General features: G+C 54.3%; 25 protein-coding genes, 1 tRNA gene and 2 pseudogenes. 20 read left to right on the forward strand and 8 right to left on the reverse strand.

Going from position 1 to position 23,389, the window contains the following annotated elements; genetic code table 11:
- The first annotated feature begins 4 nt into the window (after nt 1–4).
- Nucleotides 5–865 (forward strand): D-amino-acid transaminase, encoded by an 861-nt coding sequence (locus tag ACR0KN_RS07830; protein WP_170772160.1) that lies wholly within the window; start codon nt 5–7, stop codon nt 863–865.
- 266 nt (nt 866–1,131) lie between these two features.
- Here the strand turns inward: ACR0KN_RS07830 and ACR0KN_RS07835 are convergent, their stop codons facing one another.
- The 3 genes from ACR0KN_RS07835 to ACR0KN_RS07845 form a co-directional block, all read right to left on the reverse strand.
- Nucleotides 1,132–1,446 carry a DUF1244 domain-containing protein gene (locus tag ACR0KN_RS07835; RefSeq protein WP_010443546.1) on the reverse strand — a complete coding sequence of 105 codons (315 nt, stop codon included), beginning with the start codon at nt 1,444–1,446 and terminating at the stop codon, nt 1,132–1,134.
- Between the two features lie 103 nt (nt 1,447–1,549).
- A complete protein-coding gene (locus ACR0KN_RS07840; RefSeq protein WP_010443547.1) occupies nt 1,550–1,789 on the reverse strand; it encodes a DUF6868 family protein in 240 nt (79 codons plus the stop codon).
- 88 nt (nt 1,790–1,877) lie between these two features.
- Complete coding sequence (locus ACR0KN_RS07845) at nt 1,878–2,615, reverse strand: N-formylglutamate amidohydrolase (RefSeq protein ID WP_170772156.1); 738 nt, start codon at nt 2,613–2,615, stop codon at nt 1,878–1,880.
- A 118-nt stretch (nt 2,616–2,733) separates the two neighbouring features.
- Between ACR0KN_RS07845 and pyk the strand changes: the two genes are divergently transcribed.
- From pyk to rplT, 5 genes are all read left to right on the forward strand, one after another.
- Complete coding sequence (pyk, locus tag ACR0KN_RS07850) at nt 2,734–4,179, forward strand: pyruvate kinase (RefSeq protein ID WP_480652634.1); 1,446 nt, start codon at nt 2,734–2,736, stop codon at nt 4,177–4,179.
- A 243-nt stretch (nt 4,180–4,422) separates the two neighbouring features.
- Nucleotides 4,423–4,860, forward strand: a complete 438-nt coding sequence (locus ACR0KN_RS07855) for a universal stress protein (protein ID WP_170473951.1) — start codon at nt 4,423–4,425, stop codon at nt 4,858–4,860.
- Between the two features lie 14 nt (nt 4,861–4,874).
- Nucleotides 4,875–6,425 (forward strand): alanine/glycine:cation symporter family protein, encoded by a 1,551-nt coding sequence (locus ACR0KN_RS07860; RefSeq protein ID WP_170473954.1) that lies wholly within the window; start codon nt 4,875–4,877, stop codon nt 6,423–6,425.
- A gap of 183 nt (nt 6,426–6,608) precedes the next feature.
- On the forward strand, nt 6,609–6,809 hold the full coding sequence (rpmI, locus tag ACR0KN_RS07865; RefSeq protein ID WP_010443552.1) for a 50S ribosomal protein L35: 201 nt from the start codon (nt 6,609–6,611) through the stop codon (nt 6,807–6,809).
- 15 nt (nt 6,810–6,824) lie between these two features.
- Nucleotides 6,825–7,190, forward strand: coding sequence for a 50S ribosomal protein L20 (gene rplT, locus ACR0KN_RS07870; RefSeq protein WP_010443553.1), 366 nt, complete (start codon nt 6,825–6,827; stop codon nt 7,188–7,190).
- Nucleotides 7,191–7,278: 88 nt separating this feature from the next.
- On the opposite strand, the gene ACR0KN_RS07875 is transcribed toward rplT, so the two are convergent.
- Nucleotides 7,279–8,193, reverse strand: a complete 915-nt coding sequence (locus ACR0KN_RS07875; RefSeq protein WP_480652637.1) for a LysR family transcriptional regulator — start codon at nt 8,191–8,193, stop codon at nt 7,279–7,281.
- Nucleotides 8,194–8,316: 123 nt separating this feature from the next.
- Here ACR0KN_RS07875 and ACR0KN_RS07880 point away from each other — a divergent pair, with 123 nt between their 5' ends.
- The gene (locus ACR0KN_RS07880; protein WP_480652639.1) at nt 8,317–9,372 is read left to right on the forward strand and encodes a dipeptidase; all 1,056 of its coding nucleotides are present in this window, start codon (nt 8,317–8,319) and stop codon (nt 9,370–9,372) included.
- Nucleotides 9,373–9,407: 35 nt separating this feature from the next.
- Nucleotides 9,408–9,749: pseudogene (locus ACR0KN_RS07885) on the forward strand (ABC transporter substrate-binding protein); the annotation flags it as partial.
- A gap of 1,327 nt (nt 9,750–11,076) precedes the next feature.
- Here the strand turns inward: ACR0KN_RS07885 and ACR0KN_RS07890 are convergent.
- Both ACR0KN_RS07890 and ACR0KN_RS07895 read right to left on the reverse strand, forming a co-directional pair.
- Complete coding sequence (locus ACR0KN_RS07890) at nt 11,077–12,621, reverse strand: ShlB/FhaC/HecB family hemolysin secretion/activation protein (RefSeq protein ID WP_480652641.1); 1,545 nt, start codon at nt 12,619–12,621, stop codon at nt 11,077–11,079.
- 124 nt (nt 12,622–12,745) lie between these two features.
- Nucleotides 12,746–13,045 (reverse strand): hypothetical protein, encoded by a 300-nt coding sequence (locus ACR0KN_RS07895; RefSeq protein ID WP_480652643.1) that lies wholly within the window; start codon nt 13,043–13,045, stop codon nt 12,746–12,748.
- Between the two features lie 393 nt (nt 13,046–13,438).
- Here ACR0KN_RS07895 and ACR0KN_RS07900 point away from each other — a divergent pair, with 393 nt between their 5' ends.
- From ACR0KN_RS07900 to ACR0KN_RS07920, 5 genes and pseudogenes are all read left to right on the forward strand, one after another.
- On the forward strand, nt 13,439–13,954 hold the full coding sequence (locus ACR0KN_RS07900; protein WP_480652472.1) for a DUF805 domain-containing protein: 516 nt from the start codon (nt 13,439–13,441) through the stop codon (nt 13,952–13,954).
- Between the two features lie 74 nt (nt 13,955–14,028).
- The gene (locus tag ACR0KN_RS07905; protein ID WP_480652474.1) at nt 14,029–14,799 is read left to right on the forward strand and encodes a hypothetical protein; all 771 of its coding nucleotides are present in this window, start codon (nt 14,029–14,031) and stop codon (nt 14,797–14,799) included.
- Between the two features lie 37 nt (nt 14,800–14,836).
- Nucleotides 14,837–15,319 carry a hypothetical protein gene (locus ACR0KN_RS07910; RefSeq protein ID WP_480652645.1) on the forward strand — a complete coding sequence of 161 codons (483 nt, stop codon included), beginning with the start codon at nt 14,837–14,839 and terminating at the stop codon, nt 15,317–15,319.
- A 184-nt stretch (nt 15,320–15,503) separates the two neighbouring features.
- A pseudogene (locus ACR0KN_RS07915) lies at nt 15,504–15,578 on the forward strand (integrase arm-type DNA-binding domain-containing protein); the annotation flags it as partial.
- 30 nt (nt 15,579–15,608) lie between these two features.
- Entirely contained in the window at nt 15,609–15,914 is a 306-nt protein-coding gene (locus ACR0KN_RS07920) for a phage integrase central domain-containing protein (RefSeq protein WP_480652965.1), read from the forward strand.
- Between the two features lie 33 nt (nt 15,915–15,947).
- On the opposite strand, the gene ACR0KN_RS07925 is transcribed toward ACR0KN_RS07920, so the two are convergent.
- A tRNA-Ser gene (locus ACR0KN_RS07925) sits at nt 15,948–16,037 on the reverse strand.
- 313 nt (nt 16,038–16,350) lie between these two features.
- Between ACR0KN_RS07925 and ACR0KN_RS07930 the strand changes: the two genes are divergently transcribed.
- A complete protein-coding gene (locus tag ACR0KN_RS07930; protein ID WP_480652977.1) occupies nt 16,351–16,575 on the forward strand; it encodes a hypothetical protein in 225 nt (74 codons plus the stop codon).
- A gap of 6 nt (nt 16,576–16,581) precedes the next feature.
- Complete coding sequence (locus ACR0KN_RS07935) at nt 16,582–16,914, forward strand: NAD(P)-dependent oxidoreductase (protein ID WP_480652967.1); 333 nt, start codon at nt 16,582–16,584, stop codon at nt 16,912–16,914.
- Here the strand turns inward: ACR0KN_RS07935 and ACR0KN_RS07940 are convergent.
- Nucleotides 16,883–17,926 (reverse strand): AbrB family transcriptional regulator, encoded by a 1,044-nt coding sequence (locus tag ACR0KN_RS07940; protein ID WP_480652647.1) that lies wholly within the window; start codon nt 17,924–17,926, stop codon nt 16,883–16,885. The two genes, ACR0KN_RS07935 and ACR0KN_RS07940, sit on opposite strands and share 32 nt — an antisense overlap.
- A 99-nt stretch (nt 17,927–18,025) precedes the next feature.
- Here ACR0KN_RS07940 and ACR0KN_RS07945 point away from each other — a divergent pair, with 99 nt between their 5' ends.
- The 5 genes from ACR0KN_RS07945 to ACR0KN_RS07965 all read left to right on the forward strand — a co-directional run bounded on the left by ACR0KN_RS07945 (nt 18,026) and on the right by ACR0KN_RS07965 (nt 23,175).
- A complete protein-coding gene (locus ACR0KN_RS07945; RefSeq protein ID WP_480652649.1) occupies nt 18,026–18,706 on the forward strand; it encodes a GntR family transcriptional regulator in 681 nt (226 codons plus the stop codon).
- A 372-nt stretch (nt 18,707–19,078) separates the two neighbouring features.
- A complete protein-coding gene (locus tag ACR0KN_RS07950) occupies nt 19,079–19,237 on the forward strand; it encodes a hypothetical protein (RefSeq protein WP_480652651.1) in 159 nt (52 codons plus the stop codon).
- A 196-nt stretch (nt 19,238–19,433) separates the two neighbouring features.
- Nucleotides 19,434–19,616 carry a hypothetical protein gene (locus ACR0KN_RS07955; protein WP_480652653.1) on the forward strand — a complete coding sequence of 61 codons (183 nt, stop codon included), beginning with the start codon at nt 19,434–19,436 and terminating at the stop codon, nt 19,614–19,616.
- A 271-nt stretch (nt 19,617–19,887) separates the two neighbouring features.
- Complete coding sequence (locus ACR0KN_RS07960) at nt 19,888–20,892, forward strand: FecR family protein (protein WP_480652655.1); 1,005 nt, start codon at nt 19,888–19,890, stop codon at nt 20,890–20,892.
- Nucleotides 20,893–20,940: 48 nt separating this feature from the next.
- A complete protein-coding gene (locus ACR0KN_RS07965) occupies nt 20,941–23,175 on the forward strand; it encodes a CHASE2 domain-containing protein (RefSeq protein ID WP_480652657.1) in 2,235 nt (744 codons plus the stop codon).
- The last annotated feature ends 214 nt before the right edge of the window (nt 23,176–23,389 follow it).

Genomic DNA, 23,389 nt, shown 5'->3' on the forward strand with positions numbered 1-23,389 from the left:
TGACATGACCCGTACCGTCTATGTGAATGGCGAATACCTGCCTGAATCCGAAGCAAGTATTTCGATCTTTGACCGGGGTTTCCTGTTTGCGGATGCCGTGTACGAGGTGACCAGCGTGCTGGACGGCAAGCTGATCGACTTTGAAGGCCACGCCGTACGTCTGAAGCGCTCATTGGATGAACTCGATATCGTTCAGCCTTGCAGCATGGACGAATTGTTGGAAATCCACCGCAAATTGGTTGAATTGAATGGAATTGATGAGGGGCTGGTTTATCTGCAGGTCACTCGTGGCTCGGACGGGGATCGGGATTTTGTTTTCCCAGCCGCCGATACAAAGCCAAGCCTTGTTCTCTTTACCCAGAACAAACCAGGCCTTGCAGACAGTCCGGCAGCGAAGAAGGGTGCCAAGATCATCTCGATTGATGATATCCGCTGGGGCCGTCGTGACATCAAGACCGTGCAACTGCTTTACCCTTCCATGGGCAAGATGATGGCCAAAAAGGCAGGCTGCGATGATGCGTGGCTGGTTGAAGATGGCTATGTGACCGAAGGCACCAGCAACAACGCCTATTTCGTCAAGAGCGGTAAGATCGTCACCCGTCCGCTGTCTAACGACATTCTGCACGGCATCACGCGCAAGGCGGTATTGCGCATGGCGGCCGAGGCGCAGATGGAGGTCGAAGAGCGCCTGTTCACCATCGACGAAGCAAAAGAAGCCGATGAGGCCTTCACCACTTCGGCCAGTGCTTTCGTTATGCCGGTGGTTGAGATCGATGGCGTTGCGCTGGGCGATGGCACACCGGGTCCGATCGCCAAACGTCTGCGCGAGATCTATCTGGACGAAAGCCGCAAGGCGGCGATCTAGAAGAGGTAGTTATATCTAGTCTCGTTGCCAGCAATGGTATGAACTCAAATGCGACGCGCGGCGCAATTTGCCGTTATTCCTGCACCCTCGCAAAATATTGCGAGGGTGTTGTCGGTTCACAGGATGTTGGTGCCGTGAACAAACCGTCATGTTGGGTTTTTACGGATCACTGAGGTGTTACTGATTATGAACCCGTGTTCGAATGATCAGCAACATCCCCGGTGGAAGGTTTACACAGAGAAGGCGGTTTTTTCCGGCGTCGAGCGTCAGCTCTTCTTCGTCACATTCTCTTCAAACGCAACCTTGAATGCGGCCTGTTTTTCGGCGCTGGCATCGGTCTGATAGTTGGCCTTCCATTCATCCATGGACATGCCATAGAAAATCTCGCGCGCTTCGTCCTTGCCCATTTCAATGCCTTTTGCATTGGCGGCTTCCTGATACCAGCGCGACAGGCAATTGCGGCAAAACCCGGTCAGATTCATCATGTCGATGTTCTGGACGTCTGTGCGGTCTTTCATCAGGTGCTGCTGCAAACGACGGAACGCAGCGGCTTGCAGTTCGATTTCGGTTTGCTTGTCCATATTCTGGCTCCGAGTAGATGTTTTTACATTCTGAGGCTGAACTAGCAATCCGCAGGCTTCGATACAATGAATACAAAGGCCTTTGAATTGGCCGATCCGGTATTTAGGAGAGTTTCAGTGCCAACCATGGCACCAGGCAAAACACCAAGGTCAGGATCTTGTAGTTCGCAAGATATCGGAAGTAAGCGCGTTTTATGTCGGCACGTTCCATCTGGAACATTCTGCCATGCACATCTGCAATCCAGTTTTGCAAAGCCAAGACCATCATGGTGCTGAAGAGCAAAACACCGATGTTCAGAACCGTCATCCAACCGAAGACAGTCGTCAGGAATTCCTGCGTCATAGTCGTCTCCTTTCGCCTGATATATGGGTATTGGCCAATGCGCTCCCAACATTAGGAGGAACAAAAAACAATCTGCGACGTCACTGTGTCACAGTCTGCTTTCGACGAGCGCGTCTTGTAGTGCAACGGCCAGACGGTTGGCCCAATGGCGCTGCCCTTCGTGATCCGCAATCAGATCGTTGCGCAGCTCAATCAATGCATTGGGTCGACCGAATGCTGTGCAATGTTTGTCGATCGCATCACCGGGTAGAACGCCGGTATAGGGTTCATTTACACCGACGCACAGATCACTCTCGGCATTCAGTCGGTTGATTAACGGGCGTGAGAACCGCTCATCCGGAGTGTGCAGGACGCCGATATGCCAGGGTCGGGGATCGCGACCGCGTAGCTGGCGCGTAAAGGAGTGCATTGAGACGATAACCGCATGAGGCAGGCCTGCAAGCTGTGCCAGCGCATCATGATAAGGACGGTAGCACATGTTCAGGCGCCGCTCCTTCTCAACTGTATCGGCGTGGCGATTGCCGGGGATGATCGAACCATCATAGAGCTTCATCAGAAGCGTCGGATCATCCTCACCGCGATTGGGGTCGATCACCAAGCGCGAAAAATTGGCCGCGATAACTGGGGCGTTCAGAATCTCGCCCAGATGCTTCGACACCTCGTAGGCGCCCACATCGTAAGCGATGTGCCGTTCCATGTCTTCGCGCGGCAGTCCCAGGTCCCCGTCATTGATATCGGGTGGGACCATGTTGGTTGCATGGTCGCAAGTAATTAGCCAACGCGACGGCCGATCCGCGCCGTGAACAAAAAACGGAGAATAAGTCATGAGCCTGTCATCTTGTTTGTCGCAGGTGTAGGACAGTTGCGTTGGAAAGGGAATTGCGCAATAAGCGGCCCAAGCAATGTTTGCGGTAACATTCGTGCGTTTAAGGAGAGCCTGATCAATGCGACGCCTGAGAAATGTGAAAATCGTGGCGACGCTGGGACCGGCGTCTGACGACTATGACACCATCCGCGCTCTGCACGAGGCAGGGGCCGATGTGTTTCGCCTGAACATGAGCCATGGCAGCCATGATGAAATCCGCGAACGGCATCGGATCATCCGGCAGATCGAAAAGGATCTGGACAGCCCGATTGCAATTTTGGCCGATCTTCAAGGGCCGAAGCTGCGCGTTGGTGTGTTTGCCAATGACGCAGAAGAGCTGGAAGAGGGCGCTGCGTTTCGTCTGGACCTTGATCCGGCAGCAGGGGATATCAACCGGGTCTGTCTACCGCACCCCGAGATTTTTGCTGCTTTGGAGCCGGGTGCACGCCTGCTGGTCAATGATGGCAAGATTCGTCTGATCGTGCAGGATTGCGGTCAGGATTTTGCCCACTGCACAGTTGAAGTAGGTGGCATGATCTCAAACCGAAAAGGTGTGAATGTTCCGGACGTGGTTCTGCCGCTGGCGGCGCTGTCTGACAAGGATCGCGACGATCTGGAATTTGTCTGCCAGTTGGGCGTGGACTGGCTGGCGCTGAGTTTTGTGCAGCGCGCCAAGGACGTTTTCGAAGCACGTGCGCTGGCAGATGGTCGCGCATCGATCCTGTCCAAGATCGAAAAGCCTGCCGCAGTGGAAGCTTTTGATGACATCCTTGATGCCTCGGACGGGATCATGGTTGCACGTGGCGATCTCGGTGTTGAGTTGCCCGTTTCAGCTGTACCGCCGATCCAGAAGCGTCTGGTGCGCAAGTGTCGTACTGCAGCGAAGCCCGTGATTGTTGCAACACAGATGTTGGAAAGCATGATCGAAAGCCCGATGCCAACGCGGGCCGAGGTTTCGGACGTGGCAACCGCCATCTATGAAGGCACCGATGCGATCATGCTTAGCGCTGAATCCGCAGCTGGATCCTATCCGATCGAAGCGGTCCAGACCATGAATAAGGTCGCCATCGAGGTTGAAGCGGATCCGACCTACCACCAGATCATTGCGGCCTCACGAACTGCCAAGGGCACGACCATCGCGGACGGAATCGTGGCAGCCGCGCGCGAAATTGCGGAAAAGACGGACATCAAGGCCATCTGCTGTTTCACTCAAAGTGGTACAACCGCGTTGCTTACTGCACGCGAGCGTCCCGGTGTGCCGATAATTGCGATGACTCCGGCCACTGGCACCGCACGCAGGCTTTGCCTGAGCTGGGGCTGCCATTGTGTTCTGACCCCCGAACAAGAACGGTTCAAGGGCGCGGTGGTCAGTGCGGCTCGCGCGGCTCGTTCGGGTGGCTTTGCGGCCGAGACTGATCAGATCGTGGTCACCGCTGGCGTGCCGTTTAATGTCCCCGGAACGACCAACATCTTGCGTATCGCTCCGTGTGATGAACGGCTGATTTACAACACCGATCCGGGTTAAGTTGCGACCCAATATCAACAATTTATATTGATACCCTGCAATCTGCCTAAAATTTGGGCGGAAATAAATTAGCAATTTCAAATAGATGAGCGATTGTTGGTTGCATTTCAAAATTACTTCTCTGTTTTTCCGTGTTTTTGGGGATACTTGCCTCTAGGGCAGTCTACTCAAACAAGTTCCAGGTTCCGGCTGCTCTGCCGGGGGCACGGGCCCCGGTCAAACAAACCACAATGGAGGAACGACATGACAACGAAAATTGTCATTGGACTGGACGGGACAGAAACCGGAGAACACGCGATCGCCTTCGCCAAAGACTTGGCCGGACGTATCGGAGAATGCGAACTGCTGGTTGTTTATGTCATCGAATGGTCGCCTTTCACATTCCAGACACCGGAAGAAAATGCTATGCGCCACAAGAGGCGCGAGGAAGAGGTAGAGCTGGCTACATCGCGGATCATCGCGCCAGCGGTCGAAGCGCTAAAGGCAGCAGGATTCGAAGCCCAAGGTATCGTGCGTCACGGAGATGTCGCCGAAACGCTGAACACGATCACGGTCGAAAACGGTGGATCACAGATCGTTGTTGGTCGGGCTTCGGCTGACGGGTTCAAGAAGCGCCTGTTTGGCAGCTCCACGCAGAACCTTGTGATGCATGCCGACGTTCCCGTCACGGTCGTGAATTGAGGGGAGAGTAGATGATGAATATTCAAAACAAACTTGGTTTGGCTGCGCTCACCGCTCTGGCTGCGAGTCCTGCCGCCGCTCAGGAAGCGGTTGGGCTGGACGATAAGATCAATCAGGCATTTGCAGACTTCACTGGGCCATTTGTAAGTTTTATTTTTGCACCTTTCCCCGGGACAGGTTTCCCCTGGATCGTGGGATGGCTGGTTGTAGCGGCGACTGTGTTCACACTGTATTTTGCCTTCGTGCAGTTGCGCTTTTTCAGCCATGCGATCAGCCTGGTGAAAGGCGACTACTCTGACCCGAACGATGCGGGTGAGGTCAGCCACTTTCAAGCGCTCGCTACAGCCTTGTCCGGTACGGTTGGGCTTGGCAACATCGCCGGTGTTGCGGTTGCCGTTGGCATCGGCGGGCCGGGTGCGACTTTCTGGATGATCGTCGCGGGTCTGTTGGGCATGGCGTCGAAATTCACCGAATGTACGCTGGGCGTGAAGTATCGCAACGAATACGAGGACGGCACCGTTTCCGGTGGTCCGATGTATTACATGTCCAAAGGGTTCAACGAACTGGGCCTGCCGGGTGGAAAGATCCTTGCGGTTCTTTTCTCGATCTTCTGTATCCTCGGTGCCTTGGGCGGGGGCAACATGTTCCAGGCCAACCAGGCGCACCAGCAGATCGCAGGCATCGTTGGAGACTATCCCGGTTGGATCACCGGTCTGGTGTTCGCGGGCATCGTGTTTGCAGTGATCGTGGGTGGCCTGAAATCTATCGCACGCGTGACCGAGAAAGTCGTGCCCTTTATGGGCGTGATGTATGTGGCTGCGGCGCTGGTAATCATCCTGATGAACGCGGATCAGATCGGGTGGGCCTTTGGCCAGATCTTCGCGGGTGCTTTCACTGGCCTCGGTGTGGCAGGCGGTATGGTCGGTGCGCTGATCCAGGGCTTCCGTCGTGCGGCGTTTTCGAACGAGGCAGGCGTCGGGTCTGCAGCGATTGCACACTCTGCTGTTCGGACCAAAGAGCCGATTACCGAGGGCTTTGTATCTCTGCTTGAGCCGTTCATCGATACGGTCGTGATCTGTACCATGACCGCGCTGGTGATCATCATCACCCAGCAATTGATCGTTGATCCGGAAACCGGCAATTACATGCTGAACGAAGCGGGTAACGCGATTGCAACTGTTGATGGTAACACCGGTGTCAGCCTGACCTCGGCAGCCTTCGGCAGCGCGTTCAGCTGGTTCCCGTTCATTCTGGCTATTGCCGTGGTGCTGTTTGCTTTCTCCACCATGATCAGCTGGTCCTACTATGGCCTCAAGGCCTGGACTTACCTGTTCGGTGAGGGCCACACGAAGGAACTGGTGTTCAAGGTCATCTTCTGCATCTTCGTTGTCATTGGCGCTGCGGCCAACCTTGGGCCGGTCATCGACTTCTCGGATGCGGCGATCTTTGCGATGGCTGTTGTGAACGTCTTCGCGCTCTACTTCCTGATGAAAGTGGTGCGCCAGGAGCTGGCGTCCTACGCAGAACGGTTGAAGAGCGGCGAAATCCGCAAATTCGAACATTAAACCATACCACCGGGGCGGCGCGTGTCGCCCCGGTACTCAGTCTGCCCGTGAAAATCGCAGATTCTGACCCAAACCCCCTTGCCAGTATGACCGAACTTGCGTAAACGGCGCTTCTGATCGCGTGACCGGCCGAGATGGCATGCCGAGTCGCGTCTGAAACCGAACCCGGAAAAGGAGACGGAAATGCCTAAGATGAAGACCAAGTCGAGCGCCAAGAAGCGCTTTAAGGTGACTGCGACCGGTAAGGTCCTTGCTGGCCAGGCCGGCAAACGTCACGGCATGATCAAGCGGACCAAGAAGTTCATCCGCGATGCCCGTGGCAACACCACCCTGTCCGCCCCCGACGCCAAGATCGTCAAGGGCTACATGCCCTACGACCGCTAAGAGGAGATTTGAGAGATGTCCCGCGTTAAAGGTGGAACCGTAACCCACGCCCGTCACAAGAAGATCATCAAAGCCGCAAAAGGTTATTATGGTCGTCGCAAGAGCACATTCAAAGTTGCGTCCCAGGCCGTTGACAAAGCCAACCAGTATGCAACCCGCGACCGCAAGAATCGCAAGCGCAACTTCCGCGCGCTGTGGATCCAGCGTATCAATGCTGCTGTGCGTTCGCATGACGAAGCACTGACATATTCCCGCTTCATCAATGGCCTGAACCTGGCCGGTATCGAAGTGGACCGCAAAGTTCTGGCAGACCTGGCCGTGCACGAACCGGAAGCGTTCGGCGCGATCGTCGCCAAAGCTCAGGCAGCCCTGGCCGCCTGATCCTCGTCTCAGAGACAGTGAAATCAAAGCCGCTCCCACAGGGAGCGGCTTTTTTGTTTTAACAAACCGGGTCGTAAGCCCAACCGCCTCATAAATTTTTATCGGAGAATGGGTCCGATGGCGTGTTTAGCCGAAGATGTCGCATGAATGCGCGGGCGATTCTAGGAACCGGCCTTTGATCCGAAATGACGAAGTGACCACGATATCGCATGGGCGCTTCAAACGGGACAAAAGTCAGGTCCGGTGATCGATACATGTACACCGGAAAGGGATTGATCACAGCCAACCCAAGGCCCTCCCGAGCCATATCGGCTGCTGCGAACGAGGTCGAAACCTCGGCGACAATTCTGGGTTCCGCTCGTACCTGATGCAGTAATCGATCAAGCTGCCCGCGTCTGCCGTGGCGATATGTCAATGCAATCAGATCTTGTTCATGCAGATCTGCGGGGGCGAGCGCACTGCGTTGGGCAAGTGGATGTTCGGGTCGCATTACGCAAACTGCTGGCGATTCCCTGAACGGTATCAGTTTGATCCCCGCGCGGCTTTGCTCAATCCCGGTTACCGCCAAGTCGAAGCGGTTTTCCAATACGCCCAATGTCACCATGTCTGAGGTCGTCACCTCCAGGTTCACAAAAAAACCCGGATTTCCACGTATGAAACTGGCGATGAGCGTGACGATATAGCGGTGGGCATAACTTGGAGGTGCGACAAGGCGTAACGTTTCCTGGACGGTTTCACCCGGTCCATCGATCCGGTCGAGAGCCTCGAACAAGGGGTCGAGACGCATGTTCAATCGCACGGCCTCTTGCGTCGGGCGTAGTCTGCCCGCGTCCCTTTCAAACAGTATTTTCCCAAGTCGGGATTCAAGACTGCCAACAGATCGGCTGACGGCTGATCGAGACAGGCCCAGTTGTCGTGCAGCGGCGGCAGTGGTTCCTGCCTGCATGAGGGCCCGCAAGGCTTGATACTCCGGTAGTGAGTGCCAGTTGCGTGTTTTCTTCATCGACTTGCACCCTCATGAATCCGACTAGCTCTATGAGTAAAACTCATTGAATTTTTTTTACAATCATGACGATAACGTCTGTTAGTGTGTATCGGATTGATACTTAATTCGGGTGATACGGCTTTGAACACCTTCCCCCTCATTTTCGATGGGCACAATGATGTGTTGTCCAAGTTGGCTTCGACCGGTGGTGTTTCAGAAGCGGGCCAATTTCTGAGCGGCCTGGAAGGCGCAATCGATCTGGTCAAATCCAAAGAGGGTGGGTTTGGCGGCGGGTTCTTTGCCGTGTGGGTGCCGTCGCCAATGGATGTCGACGCCAAGATGGAAGAGATGGTCCAGCCCAGATATGACCTGCCGCTTCCCGATCAGATAGATGCTGAAGACGCCTTTCCGGCAGCACTGAGCCAGATTGCCATATTGTTGGAACTGGAAAGGCTGGGCGCGTTGAGTGTTGCACGCTCAGTCGCAGATATCCGGGATTGTCTGGCGCAGGGTCGGATGGCGGCGATATTTCATATTGAAGGTGCTGAAGCGATTGATGCCGATCTGCATTCCCTCGACGTTTTTCATGCTGCGGGGCTGCGTTCGCTTGGTCCGGTCTGGAGCCGGCCAAACATTTTCGGGCACGGTGTGCCGTTCAGATATCCTTCAGGGCCAGACACCGGCCCGGGGTTGACCGATTATGGTCTGCGACTTGTCCAACGCTGCAACGCGCTTGGTATCATGCTGGACTTGTCTCATCTCAATGAGAAAGGTTTTTGGGACGTTGCGCGATATTCAGATGCGCCTTTGGTAGCAACGCATTCGAATGCGCACGCCATTTGCCCGCACGCTCGAAATCTGACCGACGATCAGCTTCGCACAATCGCAGAAAGCGACGGGATGGTCGGACTGAATTTTGCCGCCGCGTTTCTACGAGAGGATGGGCGAATGCTTTCTGACGTGCCGCTGACACAGGTTTTGAAACACCTAGATCACCTGATCGGAATCTTGGGTGAGGACCGGGTCGGGCTTGGGTCGGACTATGACGGGGCCGTGGTTCCAGACGATGTGACCGACGTATCGATGCTGCCCCGATTGAGAGATGCCATGGAAACCCATGGATACGGCGAAGAGCTCATTAAGAAGCTCTGCCATGAAAACTGGTTGCGTGTACTTGAGAAGACTTGGGGATCGTAACCGTTAGTGAATAACTTGATGACAGAGAGGACAAAATGAACGCATTTAATAGATTGCTTACCGGCGCGGCGCTGGGATTAGCGCTGGCTGTGACCTCGACTTCGGCAATCGCGGAAACGCCGCCAAACATGTTGGTGATCGCGAACCGTATTGACGACATCACACCACTGGACGCCACGGAAAGCTTTGAATTCGCCGGGTCCGATGTCAGCCGCAATGTTTACCAAAAGCTTGTCAATTTTGACCCTCTGGATCTGGATGCAGGATATCAGCCGGACGTTGCGGAAAGCTGGGATGTTTCAGAGGACGGCAAGTCGATTACCTTCGAAATCAGGGAGGGGTTGACCTTTCATTCCGGTAATCCGGTGACCGCCGAACCTGACCGGCCCAGATGGTCGGAGGCTCTTCGTGGATGTGCGGCAGTAAAGATTGTTGGCCTATTTGATGTAAATTTAGGTGCGGAGCATTGTCGGGCTACGTCGGCCAACGTAATCGCCAGGGAATAAGGGCAATACGAAATCCAATTATCCAGATGACAATTGAGGAACTTTTGGTCGATTAATCTCATTGTCCGAGCAAAACGCACCAAGTGAGCTTCAGCGCTGCTTTCGTTTAACCGAAATAATGCATCCAGAGTGTTTTGGATGCCGTGCAGGGACATCTCGTGCCATAGCGTCCACGTTTCCGAGGTGCCGCAACGCTCCGTTGTTGAGCAATACGCCTCGCCCAGCATCATACCGGCGCTGTCCGAATCCGCTGGCAACACATTCCCAGTTTTCCTTGGCCGCCGCGTTGCGGAATCTCGGTAGGTCGTGCGGGTCATGCCGTCCCGGTGTCGCTGCGACGTGATCGTGTTTCTTTGAGTTGCTTTGGTGACTTAAGTGGTGGGTCACTTGTGTTGAGCCAGGTCGCTGAACAGTACCGGTTGTTGGCCTCGGCCTAGGGCGCATGATTGTCACGACACCTTGTGGATTCTTATGTCCTGGGACGGCTACGTGAGTTGCCGTAGGTCTTGGTGTCAACTGTGGAACCTGGCCAGGAACCGCTATGGGAACCTGATTAGGAGTCGCGGACGGGACGAGCGGTGGCACAGCAGTTTGGCCGGTAGGCTGAGGAGGAATCTGACCAGGAACGGCGACTGGTATTTGGTTGGGTGTCGCGGTTGGCACAAGGGGCGGCACATTAGGCTGAGGCGGCACCTGGCCAGGGACAGCTATCGGAACTTGATTAGGAGTCGCAGTCGGAACTTGCGGCGGCACAGTAGCCAATGGCGGAACCTGATTGGGAACGGCTGTCGGAACCTGGTTTGGTGTTGGATTTGGCACCAAGGGCGGAGCTAGGGTTGGCGCTACGATCGGCGTTGGAACTTGACCGGGAATCGCTATTGGCGTCGCGATAGGAACCCGACTGGGAATTGCATTCGGGACCGCGCCCGGCGCAAGGACCGGCACAGCAACGGAGGTGGGCGTTTGCGGCGTTCCCTGAGGTGGCAACTGATTTGCCACCGGCTGCGTTGGACCGGTAATTTGGTTGCCTGCCCCTTGCCCGCCGGCCTGCCCACATCCTTGGCTCGATTGGTGTGGGTTCCCTACGCCACGGCACCACCCGTAATGATTGCCGCGGGCGACGACCTGCGTGGCGGCCAGCTCTGCGACCAAACAAGCTGCGGAAAGTAAAACAATGCGGTTCCGTTTCATAACATCCTCACCAACTTGTTGTCAGAGCAAGATACGCGCCAGGATCGCCAGAGTCAGTCAACGGACCGTCTCTCAAAGGGACACCGACATATCCGGACAGGAATAGGTTTTGCTTAAACTCAATGTCCAAACCCAGACCTGTCGAGGCCAGTGTAGCACTATCAACTTCAAAACTCGCAGGGTCATTGTTCGAGATGTAGCCCACGTCAAAAAAGACAAAGGGCGTTAAGCGATGAATGCTTTGGGAACTTGGAAAGTAGGAGTGAGACACTTCGAAAATCGCGGAAATCCCGGAATCACCATCCACTTCGTCAAACCGATATCCACGCAAAGCATAACGATCACCAAGGAAGTACTCCTCTACCGAGGGCAGCCGGTCGGTGGTGTACTGCCCCCAAATCTCAGTGCGCCAAGCTGTGTTGGGCGACAAGCTCGTTAGCGGGCTTTCGTATCCAATGCCGCCCCGCAGATGCCAGAACGAAGAGTCTCCGTCGTCAAAATTCGCGTCCGTCGTGTCATTGTCGTTATCGCCAAAAGATAAGGTTAGTCCCGCTTCCAGAACTTGTCCTTTTGGATAGTTTTGCCCGTAAAGATATGTAAGGCCAACGACACTCGCGTCACTAGACAATGGAACGCCGCCACTGACTGAGTCCGCTTCGGAAAGGCGATAGTCCAGCAGAAGGTACCCATAGCGGGCCACATCGCGGATCACTGGGTAACCCAACGCGACGGTGAAGTTCTCGCCATCAACATCTGTTCTCGCAAAATCTCCCGAGAGGTCACGTTTTGCGTTTATGTTTCCGTAGAAAATCTCACCATACAGGCCATTGCTGTTCAACGGTGCGCGATAGGTAACAGCGCCCCACAATGAATGTTCGTCGTCTTCGTCCCAATTGTAGTTGCCTGACCCCTCAAAGCGCAGCAAATCGCCGACGGTCAGCGTCGAATAAAACTCTTGTACGATATAGAAGCTGAGCGCCTCTCCAAGCTCACGCGGAGGGTTGTCGAGTGTCGCACTGCCGGCTTGTTTGCGTAGAGGTTCTCCTAACACTCTCAGCCGAGCACCAGCCTGATCCGGGTAATCAAGTTCGGTCGACACGTCCAAGTCGGGTATGTCCTCGGCTAACATAACGGCCCGCTCAAATCGTTTTAGAGTTATAGGATATGCGGTGGTGAGGGGGCGAAAGATATTTTCCAAGGTTTGGAACGTGCGTGTATCTACCCCCTCTATTTCGATGGTTTGAATACGCCCTTCATCAACAACTATGCTCTGCCCATCGGGACCAGGCCAGGCCTCAGCCAAGAAGTAACCGTCTTCTCGGTAGATCTGCGTAATCGTTGATGCGACATCCGCCGCTGTGATGCGCCCCGACCGGTCAAAGGCCAACTGACCGGCAAACGTTAACAGCTCATCGGTATCATACACCGTTACGCCACTGACAGAGTGCTGGGATGCGATGTCCCAAGTTTGGGCCATGCTGTATTTTGGGACTGATACAATAGCCACAAAAGTGTAAATGATCGCAAATACAACCGAGTTGGTTACGGGCATTTTCTATAACCTTAGCATGATTGAGCATGTTAAAACCCAATCCTATTACGAGGTTTGAATGTCTGAGCTTACCGGTACTCAAATTTGATCACGACTGGTGCTTTCGAGATACACAGCGACCAGATTACAGTGCGCCTTCGTCGCCCAGGAACTCGATACCAGCTGTCGCACCATCCGTGTAAGCAATACAATTCCAAGGAGCACGATCCTCACCAACGCCGACAGTGACTTGTGTTCCAGCTTCGCTAAACGCGGACGAGAGCACTACGACTTGCGAATTGTTCGTGGTTTTGGCCACATCTCGCAAACATGCCTGCTGAGCGGGTGTGGGTTCGGCGGACGCGCTAGACGTACTCGTTTCGTCACATGCCGCAAGAAATGCAAACAAAGTTGTGCCTGCAATCATCACTGTCTTTTTGGTCATTTTCTTCTCCATCAGGGTCCATCGAATCTAGTGAACTTGGATGCTCCTTTTTGAAGCGCCCGCTTCTACTCAGCCAATTGAGCACAGCTCGATCCGGTGCTTACCTACCCCAAAGATTTGTCGCCAACGGATTGGTCGGGGGAACGATATCGAGTTGATTGCCGAGGCCGATAACAACGTGGGTCAGATAAAGCTTAGTCAAATTCGCATGTTTGAATCTAATTTTTGATAAATCAACATTTTTTCCGCGCGTAAATTTTGCTACCTTTTTGAAAGATAGGTTTTTGGCGTTCAAACAAAAATAGAAGGCGGGAAAACCCAGAAGGGCGAAGGCGTGCTTTTGGGTCCGCGAGGCGTTCTGAGGCCGCACAGAAACTAAGAAAGGATTGAAAAATGGGATTTGGTGAAGCCGTTAAAACGTGTTTCTCGAAATACTTCCAGTTTTCCGGTCGGGCTATACGCTCAGAATACTGGTGGTTCTTCTTGTTTGTGGTTCTCGTGAGTACGGCTTTAGCTGTGCTGGATACGATCCTATTCGGGACCAACCCTGAAACGGCGCAGGGATCACGGGTTCTGTCCTCTGTTTTCCAACTGGCCGTTCTCATACCTATGCTGGCCGCCGGTTGGCGGAGGCTGCACGATACAGGACGACCTGGCTGGTACTTGCTATTGCCGATGGCGCTCAGCATTGTAACTCTTTTTGTTATGCTGGGTGGGGTGGCGTTCTTCTCGGTATTGGAGCAAGGGACCGAAAACCCCGATGCATTGCGAGGACCTGCGGCCGTCCTGGGCGTGACCGGCATTGTTGTTGTCTCAATTCTTCAATTGGTTCTGTCCATCCTGATGATCTGGTGGCTGACGCGACCTTCCCAAGAAGGCGCAAACGAATACGGCGCACCTGTTTCCTAACCTGGTTGCCGGAGTAACGGGCCGGAAACTCTGGCTGAATGACGGTACGAACCACAACACCATGGAGAGAGAAAATGAGTTTCAAATCGATTTCCATTGGAATGCTACTGATGGCTATGTCGACTACGGCATCAGCGGAGTGGTCGTTCAACTCCGGGCCTAACCCCAATGCTTTTTTTCAGACCGGAAACATGACGCTGGAACTTCAGTGTAATCGTATCCGCTTTGCTCCGGCTGGGTATGAGGATAGCCAGGACATCGTGGAAAAGCAGGGGCTCTCCATTCGATTTTTGAAGAACGGCACCACCGAAGTCGGGGCATTTCAGGTTGGCGCAGAAAACGCTGCCTTGCAGATCGTCGATAACTATCCCGTCGAGGTCAGTTTCAATAGTCAAGAGGACTATGGTTTTGTACTGGACCAGCTTGCAGCCAATGCATCGGTTAACCTGTCTATGATTGATCAAAATATCAGCTATGGATTCTTTGACTTAAAGGGTTCCAGCGCGGCAATTCGGTCCCTTCGTTCCGCCTGCGAGTCAGATATTAATCAGGGGGCCTCCTACGAAGCGCCCGAAGGCATCGTCTATTGTGGTGGCGGAGCGATAGAGCGTGTCATCGAACCCGTAATTTTGGACAATCCAGCGGGGGAGTGGGACGCGCGAGTAACGGTCAACGGCGAGTCGATCAGAGCCATGACGGCCTACAGTTACTTCGGAAACTCTGTACCGCCCGCCGGATTTGTCGTCGCCCTGCTTGGGGAGGACAGGTCCGAGTTTCTGATTTTTAGCGAAGGCTCGGCAAACTGGCTGGAATATGGGGACTACAGGTATGATCAGTGCAATTGATACCTCCTTCCAACCAGCTTCCCAAATAGCGCGTCAGATGAAATGTTTGGTCGCCGGGGTTGTGCTTGCTTCGGGCCTTGTTTGGACCACACCAGCTGTCGCGGCTGATGTATCGCAACTTCCGCCCGGTTTGCAGGCGAAGGTTGATCTGGCGGCACAGGCCTGCGCGGAGTTCAACGACGGTCAGTTTGACTTAGACTGGGGTGCGGTTGAGAGGGTCGATCTCGACGGAGATCTACGACGCGACTGGGTTCTGAATGAGTCTGGTTTCGCGTGTTCAAGCGCCGCATCTCTTTATTGCGGAACTGGCGGATGCATGTCGCACTTTTGGGTTAGCGAAGAGGTGCACTCCTTGCTCAACCAAGGCTGGACGGTCGTTGATTTTGGGCGTCGACGCGTTGTCGTAGCAGGTATTCATGGATCCAATTGCGACGGAATAAACCCAACGCCATGCGTCAGCGCCAGTGTTTGGGGTGGCGAAGCCGACACTTGGCGCTCATCTGCTGGCGATTGGGAGTAAGCTGCATTTGGGCACCGCAGATAAGCCTGACGGCCTGTTTATTCGATGAGTTCTCTGTAGCATGCAAACTCATAGGCAAAGTTCCAAGATTTTCTTTAATGAAATCAATATTATACATGTAGCAGTTTAAACGCACCTACACCCAGTCTCGGAAGTTGCAAAATCTTGTTACGAATATCCTGACACTTCATTAGCCCAAGCAAGAGAGCGTGCACGGGAAGCGAAGGATCAAATCCGGAAAGGGGTTGATCCTGTGGAAGAACGAAAGTCTGCAAAAAAAGCGCTCGTCATGGCCCAAAGACGAGGGTTGTCTTTTGCCGAAGCAACCGAAAAATGCCTTGCTGCAAAACGGGATGCATTCAAAAACGAAAAACACCGCGATCAATGGCGCAACACCATCAACACCTATGCGATGCCGGAACTTGGAAAGTTGCTCGTTGACGAAATCACCGTGCAGGATGCTCTTCGAGTTCTCCAGCCAATTTGGCAAACAAAAACTGAAACTGCCTCTCGGCTGCGCGGGTGCATTGAAACGGTTCTATCTTGGGCCACCGTGGCCGGGCACCGTACTGGTGACAACCCTGCGCGTCGATGACTTCGTAAATTATCATTTAATTTCAATGATATATGGCGGAGACGAAGGGATTCGAACCCTCGAGACGGTTTCCCGCCTACTCCCTTAGCAGGGGAGCGCCTTCGACCACTCGGCCACGTCTCCGCCGACGGGTATATCCTTGCAAGCGCCGGGAATACAAGGCGAAATTTCCTTTTTGTGCGTTACTCCGACAAAATTGGTGAACCCGTTGAAATCACGGTAAAACACACCGACTTACGTGGATTATGGGCAAGAATTGGATTTTTTTTCTGAACCAATTCCCAGCGACACACCACTCATCCACCAGGTTCGAAACTCCACAACACATCGAATCCCCGTTCGGCATCGCCGTGTCTGACGTCAGCGCCCATGGGACAGATTAGGTTGATTTGATAAGAGAGGGTTTTTGGCTCATCGTAGCCGCCAAGGAGTGGAGATGAGAAAGAAACCCGGAACCAAGCAGAGCCAGGGTGAGAAGGTCGTAAAAGACATCCGCCGCGCGATGCGCAAACAGTATTCTGCGGAAGAGAAGATCGGGATCGTTCTGGACGGCCGGGCGCGCGCTCGGGCGGATGGCGTGCAGGTTGCGCCCAGCCGCAATGCGTTTTTTGCCGACAGCGATATCTTCTCGGTCCATGTGCCCCTGAAACCGGACACGTAAGGGATCATTACCGCAGCGGATTTAGTACAGATGCAACCGGGCGCGCTGTTTGTTAACACGTCGCGGGCCGGGTTGATCACTCCAGGTGCCTTGCTTGGAGCGCTCAACGCCGGTCGCCCTGGCAGAGCCGCAATTGATGTGTTCGATACCGAACCACTAACCGACCCGAACGATCCGTTGCTGGTACATCCCAAGCTGATCGCGACGCCGCATACCGGTTTTGTGACCGAAGATGAGTTTGACCTGCAGTTTGCTGACATCTTCGATCAGGTAAACGCTTATACTGAAGGTGCGCCGATCCATATGATCAACCCCGAGGTTTGGACCAGCGCAGAATGAGATTTGCGGCGATGGGCGCACCGATGATCACCAACACGATCCTTGTCAGATGGTGAGTGATCACAAAGCCCAGATCCGCGCCTGAGACGATGGCCAGAACCGTCATTTCGGCCTGCCCGCCGGGTGCGAAGGCCAGAAACGCTTCGACCGGTTTGCCAAACCCCAACGTGGTTACAACAGCTGTGAAGGCCGCTGCCAGCATGGCCAGCACAACCACGTAAGCGCAGCCCGCGGCCACGACCTTGCGCAACTCCACCCAGGTAACACCGACAAACTTCACGCCAATTCCGCACCCAATGAAGAATTGTGCAGCCAGGATGGCCTCGCGCGGTGGTCGTGTATGGATGAAGTCCCCGAGAGACAAAGCAGCCGTCAGGATCATCGGCCCCAGGATCGATGCGCCGAATAGGCCAATACGCTCGCCACCCTTCCAGCCGATAAAGGCAGCAAGCACCATTAGGGCCAGCTCGTGCAGCGGCAGGTCGCGTGCGGGTTCTCCGATCGGGTTTGTCAGCTCGGCGCCGTAGAACATGGTCAGAAACAGCGGGGCCAGCGTCACGATGATCAGCACGCGCGTGCCATGGATCAGCGACAAAGTGCGCGGGTTGGCTCCAGCTTCGGTCCCAAAAATGATCATGTCCTGCAAGCCGCCGGGCATGGCGGCATAGAATGCGGTTGTCGTATCGAAACCCCAGACCCGGCGGAAGAATGGTACGCCGATCAGCGCGATCAACAGGATGAAAAATGGGACCAGTGCAATCGACGCGGCCATTTTAGGCAATTCCGCAAATAGGGCAGGTGTAATTGATGCGCCCACCGCCACACCCAGAATGGTGCGCGCTGCCACTGACACCTGCCCGAACCCTTCCATCGGCGCATGCGCGAGGGCCGCAATCAGACAGGCGCTCATCGGTCCAAAAAGAAAGGGCAGCGGCAGATTCAACGTCCAGAAAGCTCCGGTGCCAAGAAGTGCAAGGCCGAGTGTTACGGCCCGCTTTGTCAGAAGAGGCATTGTGTTGATCAGCGTGGGCAAGGAATATTTTCCAGCGTTATTGACTCGTTTTGTATTCAACTGTATACAACAGGATGCAATAAGACAAGTGAGCCTAATGTGACCATACAGGACGACCCCTTACAGCCCGGCCCGCAAGGCTATTCCGCGTACCAACGTCTTTTGGACGATATTCGCGAAGGCAATCTTCTGCCCGGTGAACGCCTGCGAGAAATAGAGTTGTCTGAACGATTGGGAGTTAGCCGCACCCCGGTGCGCGAGGCGATCCGTCAATTGGAGGCTGATGGATTGGTGACCCATGTTCCACGGCAGGGCGCAACCGTGCGCAGTCTGGATTATGCAGAGGTGATGGAGCTCTATGAAATGCGCGCGGTGCTTGAGGGGACAGCTGCCCGTTTGGCCGCCCGCGCTGCGTCCGGTGTCGAACTGGATGAGCTTGAGGTTCTGAATGATCGACTGGTGGAGGCAGGCACGGGCCCGGATGCTGTGCGGATCAACCGGATTTTTCATGCGACACTGCTGGATGCAGCCAAGAACCGGTTTCTGGCAAAGTCGATGTTATCCTTGCAAAAGGCTCTGCTGGTCCTTGGGCCGTCTCAACTGTTAGATGGTGACAGGGCCGAGGCTGCGGTGGCTGAGCATCGGCGCATTATGGCGGCTTTGAACGCTCGCGACGGTGCAGCTGCTGAGACGGAGATGCGTGCACATATTCAGGCCGCACAACGGATGCGCATCCGTGCATTGCAGGAACGCGACCGCAGGAGAGACGAAACCCAGTAGGTAATCTCGATATGGCCGCTCAAAACGAAGCTTGCGGTATCGCTTTGGTCGAGAGCGGGAACGCAGCTCTCTGCGATGCGATGACAGTCGCCGAGGCAAGGGCGGGAATTTGATCCTCGAGACAGCACCGAAATGATATCGTGGTGGCAATACGCGCTACACATTCTAATTTCTCGGCATGCACTCCGGACCGCTGAGGCCTCTGACCGAGGGATACAACAGCACGAATTTCTGTTTGATCTTTTCAAGTTCGCTGACGGGAAAAATAACGAGCATCTGGCCCGCCCGGCGATCCGCGCGTCCGAGGAATGCCTGTCGTGGGTGGAGGAGCGGGTTGTCCGGTTCCTACCTTCGCTCTCTGGAGCCTCATCATTGTCCCGGAGCAACACGCTCTTCATGGGGGGCGGAAAGTCTCTGGAGAATGCAGATTACCGGACCGCGGTTGGTCTGGCGGTAGATATTCTGTGTAAAGCCGCTGTCACGCATTTGGAGCTGACTGACGATAAAGTCCAATGGGTGGATTACACCTAAGTAGGTGAATCCTGCCGGATTTCGCCAAAAGCAGTGATCGCTGTTTTGGGCGGTTTTCAGGCGTATACCTACTGGTTGATCCGCGTATGGGGTGAGCCTGCAAAGAGCTTTCTGATCAAAGGAACGCCTAATATCTGCGGCGTGGTATTGCCGACCTTACGGGTCAGGGCGTGGAAAGTGTAGGAGACCCAGCCCAATGACACGCTTTTGCCATCGACCGTCGCACGCCAAAATTCGCCGGGGGCATCGTCACCGCCTGGACTGCGTGCCGATTTCCATCGTCGCAAACAAGCACGCCCAGCGGTTCTATGACGAGGAGGAGGATGTCTGGCCCAAGCATTGTGCGATCTGGGGATGTCTCGCCGATGCGCAGACGTGACCCCGCACATTTTGCGCCTGAAAAGTTGTTCTGAGAACTGTTGATCAAATCCAATGATGTGGCTGTACCGAGCCTTGGATAAGAGATTTCAAAACGCGGGAAACGCAGGCAAATACCCCGATGCTTGCCAAATGCACCGGTTTGAGCGCATATTTGTCTAGATTTAATGGGTTGAATAACTAATCAGATTTAGCTTTCTGAGGCGACAGATATCGGGCGAGGGGTGATTTAACATCCCAGTGGGTACCTTTTGGGGGAAGGGGACTTGGGTTTGGCCTGGTTAAGATTGTTTTTTGTTTTCATGGTTCTGGCTGCATTACCGGCATCGGTCACGGCCTCTATCGGAAAAGTATTGAGTGCCAAGCAGGGCGCCGATGTAGTTCGCGCTGGCAAAAAGATACGTCTGCGTGAAGGGATGGAGGTTGTTTCCGGAGATACCATTTCTACCGACCGATCCGGCGTCGTACAGTTGTTGTTCGTAGATGATACCAAGATCGCAATCGGCCCGAATGCACAAATGGTGCTGGATGTCTCAATGTTGCGCGGAAAAAAGAAAGCAAAATCTTTCGCGGTTCAGGCCTTGGGTGGAAGTTTTCGATTCATTTCGGGTAAAAGTAAGAAAAGAGCCTATTCCATACAAACCCCCACAGCGACCATGGCCGTTCGTGGCACAACCTTCGACATGTGGGTTGTCCCGGGTAAGCAAAGTGCCATGCTGGTATTGGAAGGTAAGGTCCGAATGTGCAGTCGATCGGGTAGGTGCCGCTCGACCGGGCGCCAGTGCAGCCTGTTCGCGACTTCACTGGGTGGGAATGTTGGTCGCCCCGTCGACCAGGAACAATATGAGTTGGCCCTTAAGAATGGCTTTCCATTCGTTCAGTCGCAAAGGGATCTGCTGAGTCCGCTTCAGGTCGATTTTGGCGGATGCGCTAGGGAATCTGTTCCTCTTGCGGTTCGGCAATCAGACATTCCGGTTCAACGAAGCGCGGCACCTCAAAGGGTCATTCAGACCCAAGTGGCGAGGGTGTCCAGAGCTGAAACTTCTGAACCGGAACCTGAGCCTGAACCTCCGACACCGGAACCCCCAGCGCCAGAGCCTGAACCAGACGTCAGCTCAAATCGTTCTGGCCAAGGGGACGGTTCAAATCCTGCTGGTCGAACCGGACCTTCAGGCGGAACAGGGAACCCTGGCAAAGGTAAAGGTCCCGGGCATGGCAAGGGGAATAGCGGTAGCCCGGGTGATAGAGGCAACGCGTCCGCAGCCGCAAACAGGTAGGTGAAGACATCGCAAGCCTACTTTTCCCCCAGCGCCAAGGAGGCGAATGTGGCGGGTAAGATCAAAGCCAGAATTAGTCGACGACTGGGTTTTCGCCTGGCTGGTTTGGCGCTGATCTTGTTGGGTTGCTTCATAAGAATTCTGGACCCCTACCCCGTACGTATGTCTCGCCTGATCTACTTCGACGTGCTTCAGCGCATCTCGCCAAGGGAATACAACCCCGAATTACCGGTTAAGGTTCTGGATATAGACGAGCAGTCATTGGCTAGCTGGGGTCAATGGCCCTGGCCGCGCACACTATTGGCGCAGATGGTTCAAAATCTAGGTGAAAACGGCGCGGCGGCCATAGCATTTGATATGCTGTTTGCCGAGCCTGACAGATATTCCCCCGCGCGATTGCTCAAAGACCCGTCGCTTGCAGGGGTTCTGACCGTTGAGAGTAATGCGCAAAAAACCGACTACGATGTCGTGTTTGGGCTAGAGGTTGCTCGTTGGCCAGTCGTACTGGGCACCGCCGCCCGAACATCCCAGGAAGGAAGTAAGATCAGCTCCAAGGCCGGCATCGTCGAGATCGGAGAAAACCCGACCGCGGGGTTGGTCTCGGTGCCTTACTGGACACCAATTGCACCACCTCTTGACCGCAGCGCCGCGGGAATCGGCGGCGTTAATGTCTCACCGATTGGGGGGATGGGCGTCGTACGACGAGTTCCAGCCTTGTGGGGTGGACCAGACGGGGCGCTGCCGGGGTTGGGCATCGAAGCTTTGAGAGTTGCATTGGATGCCCCTTACATTCTGGTCGAGGGCTCTTCTGAGGAAGAAGGGATCGTACTTGCGGTCGAAATCGGAGATTTTCGACTGCCAACAACTGAAGATGGCGAGGTTTGGGTCAGGTATCGAAAAGATCAGCCAGATTTATATCTGTCGGCAGATGCAATCATGCAAAACCCTGATGATCCGGCGCTTCGATCAGAAATCGAGGGCCATATCATACTGGTGGGCACGTCTGCGGCCGGTTTGTTCGATATGCACCAGACAGCGTTGGGTGAGTCCGTACCAGGCGTTTCGATTCACGCGCAGATTATCGAACAGATTTTAGTTGGTGATTTGCTCAGCAGATCTGATGTGACCGCCGCGCTGGAACTGGTGGCATTTGTGATTCTTGGCATTGTTGTCACCGTGGTGATGTCCAACTTTGGAGCGGTTGCATCATTTGTCACAGGCGGCGTAGCGGCAATGGTGGTGATCCTTATCAGCTGGCTTTCATTTCAGAATCAATCGGTTTTGTTTGATGCGACCTTCCCTTTGGCCGGAGGAATGGCAAATTTCGGGTTGTTGGCAGGCTACCTGTTTATCTCAACCGAACGGGAAAAGCGGGTGATCCGTCAAACCTTTTCGCATTACGTAGCGCCCGAGATTCTTGATGAGATGGAGGCCAATGGGCATCAACTGCAATTGGGTGGAGAATCTCAGGAGATCACAGTGATGTTCTCGGATATTCGAGGATTTACCCCCTTGTCCGAGTCGGTATCCGCCACAGATTTGGTGGCTTTGCTAAACGCGCTTTTTTCTGAAATCGGGGACCAGATTCTTGTCGAACGCGGAACCATCGATAAGTTTATCGGCGATGCGGTCATGGCCTTCTGGAATGCGCCACTGCCGGTCGATGATCATCCGTATCGCGCTGCATTGGCCGCATTGAAAATGCGGGTGGCGTTAGAGAATTTTAACTCTTCCTCCATTATGCGCGATCGTCCTCCGATTGCCCTCGCCACCGGGTGCGCGACCGGAGCCGCCTGTGTCGGCAATATCGGTTCGCGGCGTCGTTTCAACTATACGGTTATCGGGGATGTGGTGAATGTGGCCGCGCGGATCGAGCAGAATTGCCGACATGTGGATTACGACATACTTGTCTCACACTCGATACAGCAGGCCACAAAATCTGATCTGGCACTGCTCGAGGCGGGATTTGTTGATCTGAAGGGCAAGAGTGAACCAGAACCAGTTTACCTTCTTGTCGGTGACAGGAATCTAGCGGGCAGCGCTGAGTTTAAAGCGTTGGAGGCTGCGCATTTTAGGCTATTGGAAGCCGTTCGATCGCGGGCGTCACAGTTTGACGTTGCGAACCTAAGCAAAGAATGCGCAGCGCTCGCTGCGACAGTCGAGCCGGGTCTGGCATCATTCTATGGCACATTACCCGGCCGTGCTGCGGATTTTCGGTCGGAGATGGTGCATGCCCAACCGGTATTCAGTCATCATAATGGCCTGCGCGAAAACGCTACATAGTATCATCACCCGATTACTTTGGAGAAAGAACGAGGCGCAGCTGATTTTCAACTGCGCCCCGCCAGAAAGATCAATCTCGCCCCCTCGAATACTATCTAAAACAAAAACGGGCTAAAACTTTCGATATATTCGAGACCGACCTTCCATCCTCATTGGAATAAACTCATATTTAGACAATCCAACAGAAGATACAGTGAAGAAGTTCACATTACCT

The sequence above is a fragment of the Ruegeria sp. AP7 genome (assembly GCF_056539905.1).